Here is a 7,457-nt window from a genome sequence, read left to right on the forward strand (position 1 = left end):
ACCTAAAAAATAACCCTGAGGCTGGTTTGGTGGGCGCACGATTAGAATGGCCCGATGGCAAACCTCAAGAGAGCTGTTTTCACTTTCATACGCCAGTGAGTGAGTTCCTTAAAGCTGCTAGCATCGGCTTATTTTCCCGTCTCTTAGATAGGTATATTGTAGCAAGACCAGTGGCTGACAGCGCTGAGTATTATCAGTGGGTGAGTTTTGCCTGTGTGCTAATACGAGGTCAGGTAATAAAAGATGTTGGGCTTTTGGATGACAAGTTCTTTATGTACTTTGAGGATGTAGAGTTTAGTTATCGTGCAAAAAAAGCAGGTTGGAAAGTCATTTATCAACCGAATGCTCACGTTGTTCACCTGCGTGGAGGTAGCTCTCCTCTCAAGTCTCAGGCTCAATTGAGGAAAAAATTACCACGTTATTTCTATGAGTCTCGGACACGATATTTTTATTTACTCTATGGCTATTGGGGGCTTATTCTCGCTAACATCGCTTGGTCACTTGGTGCTGCAATTTCGGGACTGAGAGAAAAGCTGTCCAAGCATTATCAAAGCAACACTGCAAAAGGGCAATGGCGCGACACATGGATAAACTTTACTAATCCTCTAAGAGCCTACATACATCCGAAAGATTATGACTAAACCAAACTTTATTATTATTGGTGCTATGAAAAGTGCCACAAGCACTTTACATGAGCAATTGGCATTACAGCCTGGCATCTTTATGTCTACTCCCAAAGAGCCAAACTTTTTTAGTGATGATGATGTTTATCAGCTAGGTTTGAATTGGTATCAAGGGTTATTTGAGAGTGCAAATCGTAATGATATTTGTGGAGAGTCCAGTACGCACTACACAAAGTTGCCAGACTATCCTCATACTCTAGATAGAATGTCTTCCTATTTGCCTGAGATAAAGCTTGTTTATGTTATCAGGCATCCTGTTGAAAGGCTTGTCTCTCATTACATTCATCAATGGAGCCAAAATGTTATTAGAGACGATATCAATACAGCTATTGATTTATTCCCTGAACTCATAAATTACAGTCTATACTCTATGCAGATAATACCCTACATAGAACAGTATGGTCGTGAGAACATTTTATTAGTTTTTTCGGAAGCATTTAGGAAAGAGCCAGAGCTAGAGCTGGCACGTGTTGCACGATTTATTGGGTACGATAAACCAGTAACATGGCATGAAACCCTCCCCGAACAAAATGTTTCTAATCAGCGTGTGAGACGGTTCAAAGGTTACAATCTTATTGTAAACAACCCGATATTGGCTTCCTTAAGAAGAAGCCTGGTGCCCAGAGGCCTACGTGACTTTGTGAAACAACAGTTGGTTATGAAAGAACGGCCGGAACTAACAACTCGAAGTCTCGAGAAGCTGGAAAAAATATTCAACGATGATTTAAGAACTTTAAGCTCGTTGAGTGGCTGTCAGATTAGCCTTGAAAACTATAAAGAACTAGCAAAAAATACTCATATAAGTCTTACATAACCAGAGGAAATGAACGTGGTCTCAGCGGATATGCCTGACTGGCAGAGAGAGGAAGTCACTACTTTTTGGCAGCCATCAAAAAAGCTAATAAAAAGTATACGTGATTATCAAAATGCCTCGACTCAGCGTTCATTAATTGCTCCATTTAGAAAGAAGGTTGCCGTACTAAGACATCGTTTTTGGTCTGTAGTAACTGGTGCGGATATTCCTTTGAATGTAAGTATGGGCGGAGGGATTTCACTGCCACACGCTAATGGTATTGTTATTCACCCGTCTTCTATAATTGGTGTGAATTGCCTTATTCATCAACAGGTGACATTGGGGGTCAAGCGATTCGAAGCAAAAGCACCAACGCTTTTAGGGCATGTTGATATCGGTGCGGGAGCGAAGATTATTGGTGATATCACCATAGGTAAACACGCATTAATAGGTGCGAATGCTGTGGTCACTAAAGATGTCCCTGACTATGCAATTGTTGCTGGGGTGCCTGCCAAATTGATCGGTACTACTCAGATTAGTGATATCAATGCATGAATAAATTTCTCAGTTTTATTACTGCCAAAGAGAAAAAGATAGCTGTTAAAAGAGAGCAGAATACTGAAGATTATTTCTATGTTCTTGATGGTTGGCGTGGTATCAGCATAATGTTAGTACTTGCAGCTCATCTGCTCCCTCTCGGGCCTTCATTTTTACAGCTCAATTTCACTTCAGGTGTGATTGGGATGAGTATTTTTTTCATACTTTCTGGTTTTTTGATAACGAATTTTCTAATACATCGTCCTAACGTTCATGATTTTTTTATCAGGCGTATTCTTAGGATTATTCCTCTAGCTTGGCTATATTTGATTATTGCCTTTCCTATATTGAATATCGATCTTTCTAAACTTGCTCCACACTTCTTTTTTTATGCTAATTACCCTCCGATGGACCTTGTGCATGGCACGAGTCACTTCTGGAGTTTGTGCGTTGAAATACAGTTCTATCTTACTATAGGTTTACTGTTTCTTCTTTTTAGAGAGAAGGCATTTATCATCCTGGTAATTGGGTGTTTTTTAATTACAGCCAACAGAATGGTTGATGGGGTTCATGTTGCCATAAACACTTATTATAGGGTGGATGAAATACTGGCAGGCGTAATCCTCTCGCTTGTATACAATGATAAAGGGCTGGGTTTTCTTCAAAAATTTCTCCGTGCAGTTAACCCTTATTTTGCATTGTTGGCATTATTCGTCGCCTCTCACCCAGAGGGTGGCTTTGTAAATTATTTTAGACCTTATATTGCTGCAGTATTGGTCGGCTCTACTTTATACAATATTAATAGCTCATTACTGACATATCTGAATGCCCGTGTTTTAGTTTATTTAGCGAGCGTTTCATATGCGCTTTATGTTATCCATCCACTTCTTGTCAACACATGGTTTGGGTCTGGAGATACGCTGGAAAAATATCTAAAACGCCCTATACTTTTTGTTGTATTGTTTGTTCTTGCTCATTTATCGACGTTCTACTACGAAAAATATTGGATTAATTTGGCAAAAAGAATGACAAAAAGAAAGCCAAGTAAACAAAGTTAATTATGATTGAAACAATGCTATTTTTGTTTAGTAGACAAAGCCACTGGGATAAGGTGAAGTAAAAATGTCACTATCGAATATTGGTGCTGTCATTATAGGGCGTAATGAGGGGGAACGTCTGATACGTTGTATTAAATCACTCCAAAAGGATATAGCTAATATAATCTATGTTGACTCTGGTTCTACTGATGGTAGTGTCCAAGCAGCAATGGATTTGAGGGTCACTACAATCGAATTGGATTTGCAGAAGCCATTCACCGCTGCCAGAGCCAGAAATGAAGGTGCAAGAGTATTAATCACAGCGCATCCAGAGATTGAGTATATACAGTTTGTGGATGGAGATTGTGAGGTAATATCGGGCTGGATTCAAAGAGCACATACATTTCTTCAATCTTCGCCCGATTATGCAATCGCTTGTGGACGAAGGCGTGAACGTTTTCCAGAATACTCCGTATATAACCAGTTATGTGATATCGAGTGGAATACCCCTGTAGGAGATGCTAATGCATGCGGGGGAGATACATTAATACGTCTTTCTGCTTTTCAGAGTGTCAATGGGTATTCAGACTTTTTGATTGCGGGTGAAGAGCCTGAGATGTGCTTCCGTATGCGTCAACAAGGATGGAAGATTATGCGCCTTGATGCCGATATGACATTACATGATGCTGCTATGACAAAATTTACTCAATGGTGGAAACGTCATAAAAGAGCTGGCCATGCTTATGCTGAATCTTATTATCTCCATGGACAATCTCAGGAACGCTTCAGATTTAAAGAAGTTAGGAGCAATGTTTTTTGGTCTCTCATTTTGCCAACGTTACTTATACTATCGCTATTGCAGCCGTTGATGCTTTGGCTATTGCTTGTATATCCATTACAAATAATGAGACTGACAGCTCGTGACGCAAAGAAGTATTTTCCTCTTTCGATGTCATTGATAGTTGCCAGTTCAAACGTGCTATCTAAGTTTCCACAGACATTAGGTATCATGACTTTTTATAAAAACTTTTTAACAGGTAAACGACAGAAAATCATTGAATATAAGTAGCCCTTAATTCGACTGAGTTTCCGATTGCTTAAATAAACGAGAACAATTTATGAGTTACTTACTGGTTTCACCTTGTCGCAACGAATCTGACTATATGCGAATAACGCTGGATAGTGTTGTGAATCAGACTATTAAGCCTGATCTATGGGTGATTGTTGATGACGGTTCAACTGATGCTACGCCACAAGTTCTGGCTGAGTATGCTGAAAAATATCCTTTTATCAAAGTGATTACGCGTGAGAACCGAGGGCATCGTAGTGTAGGTCCCGGTGTTATTGAGGCTTTTTACTATGGCTATGACCAAGTGGACGTCAGTCAGTTTGATTTTATCTGTAAATTTGATTTGGATTTAGATTTACCCTCACGTTATTTTGAGATTTTGATTGATCGCATGAATAAGAACCCACGCATTGGTACATGCAGTGGTAAAGCCTATTTTAGAGATAAAAAATCAGGCCAGCTTATCAGTGAAAAGTGTGGTGATGAGATGTCGGTTGGTATGACAAAATTTTATCGTCGAACGTGTTTTGAAGAAATTGGTGGTTTTGTCCGCCAGGTAATGTGGGATGGCATTGATTGTCATAAATGTCGCCAGCTAGGTTGGATTGCTGTTAGCTGGGATGAGCCTGATTTACAGTTTATTCACTTGAGACCGATGGGTTCGAGTCAGAAAGGTATATTTACAGGACGTATGCGTCACGGATTTGGCCAATATTTTATGGGTACTGGGCTGATTTACATGACCGCTTCATCAGTCTTCCGTATGCTACATCCGCCATACTTTCTCGGTGGTGCAGCGATGTGGTGGGGCTATGTGAAAAGTATGCTGACACGTCAACCAAGATTTGCTGATAAAGCACTGGTTGCGTTTATTCGCCATTACCAATGGCAGTGTCTTGTTAAAGGGAAAGCTGAAGCAACCCAGCAGTTAAATGAACAACAAGCTGTTGTTTGGCAACAATCACACAGCTAGTAGGAGCAACCTTTGAAACTGGCATATCTTGCACCAGAGATACCCGCGTTATCTGCTACTTTTGTGTATAACGAGGTTCTGGCTCTAAGTGAGCTAGGGCACGAGATAATACCGTTCTCTGTTCATAAACCGATAATGCCTGCCACTGATAAACATCTTGACGCACTGCGCTCCAAGGTGAACTATCTTTATGCAACACCAAAGAAGAAAGTTTTTTTTAGCCACCTCAACTTACTGACAAAAAAACCTGTTCATTATTTAAAAGCACTTGGTGAGTGCGTGAAGGATATGTTCAAAGTGAACATATTATCCCGTGATGCATTAGCCTTGTTTTATCGGTTTTTTTATGCAGCTAAGCTAGCTCAAGAATTAAAAGAGAATTCTACTCAACATCTGCATGTGCATTTTGCTCATGTACCTACAGATATTGCTATGTATGCCAGTATGCTCTCGGGCATATCTTTCAGCGTTACAGCCCATGCCAATGATATATTTGAGCGAGGTTTATTGTTGGATAAAAAGGTCGAAAGGTCTAGTTTCTTTGCCACAATCTCTGATTTTAATCGTCACTATATTCAGCAAACTTATCAAGTTAATCCTGACAAATTAGAAATTATTCGCTGTGGCGTAGATAGTCGCGTGTTCACTCTCAAGTCTTCAATAGCACTATCAAGCCCAGTACGTATAGGTCTTGTCGGTAGACTAGTAGAGAAAAAAGGGATTGATACGCTTATTTCTGCTCTCGCTACCCTAAAGACTCAATTTTCTGATTTTACTGTCGAAATAGCTGGGTCGGGTCCACTGGAAGAAGAGTTAAAACAGCAAGTTACACAACTTGATTTGAATGACAATGTCGTATTTCTGGGGCCATTGCCTCATGATCTGGTCGTCAAATTTGTCAGAGAGTTGGATTTATTTGTCTTACCTTGTAAAAAAGATAAACAGGGCGATATGGATGGTATCCCTGTTGTATTGATGGAAGCGATGATGGTGGGAACGGCTGTCATCTCATCTAGAATTTCCGGTATCCCAGAGCTTGTAATTGATGAGGAAACAGGTAAATTAATTGAGCCAGGTAATAGTGAGCAATTAGCTGCGGCGATGCTCGAGCTGATAAAGGACGAAGCTTTACGGGGAGCGCTCATCAGTCATGCTGAGAAGAAAGTGCAGCAAGAATTTGCACAGGATATTAATGCTAAGCGTTTAGAGGCATTATTTGCTGAATCAATTGGTAACTTGTAGATGCAGAAACATGGATGGTTTTTCAGACGACGCTTTATTCTTGTTCCCACCATATGGTCGGTCATCATTTTTATTTTGTTATTGCTGACCATCGCCATATTCTTTATAAACAATGTTGCGTTTTTTTTAGCTAAACAAGCGCCTGTTGAGGCTAATATTCTGGTTGTGGAGGGCTGGCTTGAGTCTGATGCGCTCAGCCAGGCTTATATGGAATATAAATCTGGTCACTATGATTTAGTGATCACCACGGGTGGGCCTGAAGCGAGGAATTTTACTGATCAGTTTGATTCTTATGCTGAACAAGCTGCCCATCAACTGAAATTATTAGGTCTAAGTATGGACAATCTTAAGGTAATTCCAACACCTGCCTCTGCTCAAGATAGAACCTATCTCAGTGCAGTGATGGTGAGAAAGTTTATTGAAGCAACACCTTCAATAGATAAGGTGAAAGGGATTAATGTGTTTTCAGGAAATGTGCATAGCCGCAGGACTTATTTTTTGTACAAACAGGCGTTTGATGCTTTAGCTATTCCTATCGGTATTATCAGCGCATCTCCAAGAGAATTTAGATTAGCCAATTGGTGGCAGACGAGTGCTGGTGCGAAAACGGTATTAGTTGAATTCATTGGCTGGATTTATGCACATTGTTGTTTTGAATTACCTGCCAAGGGGTCTCACCAAGAAATCTGGGGATTACCTCGTGATGAGACTAACAAATGACTAATAATTCCACCTTTCCTGCTATTCATGAGCGTAATAAACAGCATGTTTTGATGGGGCTACCTTTCGACTTTGTCAGCATTGCTGAATCGGCAAAGCTGATTGAGCAAGCCATTTCATCTAAAAAACGCTGTTTTCTTTCCACACCAAATATCAACTTCACGATTGCAGCACACGGGGATGACGCTTTTTATCAATCTGTTGCTGTAAGTGATCTGTCTGTTATAGATGGTATGCCTTTAGTGTGGTTGGCCAAGATGATGGGGTTACCCGTCAAGGAACGCGTAGCTGGCTCTGACTTATTTCAATTTTTGTCTGACACACATCGAGAAAAACCGATTCGGGTGTTTTTCTTCGGTGGCGAACCAGGTGTTGCCAAACAAGCTCATGAGCAGCTCAACAG

At 40.5% G+C, this 7,457-nt stretch carries 9 protein-coding genes; all 9 read left to right on the forward strand.

Annotated features, from left to right (window positions below; all coding sequences use genetic code 11):
• Positions 1 to 641: glycosyltransferase family 2 protein (locus B4K20_RS04005; RefSeq protein WP_289281977.1), on the forward strand; the 641-nt coding region annotated here is incomplete at its 5' end.
• Complete coding sequence (locus B4K20_RS04010; protein WP_289281978.1) at positions 634 to 1,497, forward strand: sulfotransferase family protein; 864 nt, start codon at positions 634 to 636, stop codon at positions 1,495 to 1,497. The genes B4K20_RS04005 and B4K20_RS04010, both read left to right, overlap by 8 nt.
• Before the next feature lie 30 nt (positions 1,498 to 1,527).
• Entirely contained in the window at positions 1,528 to 2,031 is a 504-nt protein-coding gene (locus tag B4K20_RS04015; protein WP_289281979.1) for a serine O-acetyltransferase, read from the forward strand.
• Positions 2,028 to 3,071, forward strand: a complete 1,044-nt coding sequence (locus tag B4K20_RS04020; RefSeq protein ID WP_289281980.1) for an acyltransferase family protein — start codon at positions 2,028 to 2,030, stop codon at positions 3,069 to 3,071. Before B4K20_RS04015 ends, B4K20_RS04020 begins: the two co-directional genes overlap by 4 nt.
• Before the next feature lie 64 nt (positions 3,072 to 3,135).
• Positions 3,136 to 4,119, forward strand: coding sequence for a glycosyltransferase family 2 protein (locus B4K20_RS04025; RefSeq protein ID WP_289281981.1), 984 nt, complete (start codon positions 3,136 to 3,138; stop codon positions 4,117 to 4,119).
• Positions 4,120 to 4,168: 49 nt separating this feature from the next.
• A complete protein-coding gene (locus tag B4K20_RS04030; RefSeq protein WP_289281982.1) occupies positions 4,169 to 5,092 on the forward strand; it encodes a glycosyltransferase in 924 nt (307 codons plus the stop codon).
• Positions 5,093 to 5,104: 12 nt separating this feature from the next.
• A complete protein-coding gene (locus tag B4K20_RS04035) occupies positions 5,105 to 6,334 on the forward strand; it encodes a glycosyltransferase (RefSeq protein ID WP_289281983.1) in 1,230 nt (409 codons plus the stop codon).
• On the forward strand, positions 6,335 to 7,054 hold the full coding sequence (locus tag B4K20_RS04040) for a hypothetical protein (RefSeq protein WP_289281984.1): 720 nt from the start codon (positions 6,335 to 6,337) through the stop codon (positions 7,052 to 7,054).
• Positions 7,051 to 7,457 (forward strand): WecB/TagA/CpsF family glycosyltransferase (locus tag B4K20_RS04045; protein ID WP_289281985.1); only part of this gene is annotated, 407 nt, incomplete at its 3' end. The genes B4K20_RS04040 and B4K20_RS04045, both read left to right, overlap by 4 nt.

This window comes from Methylophaga sp. UBA5088, assembly GCF_002414625.1.
Lineage (GTDB): Bacteria > Pseudomonadota > Gammaproteobacteria > Nitrosococcales > Methylophagaceae > Methylophaga > Methylophaga marina.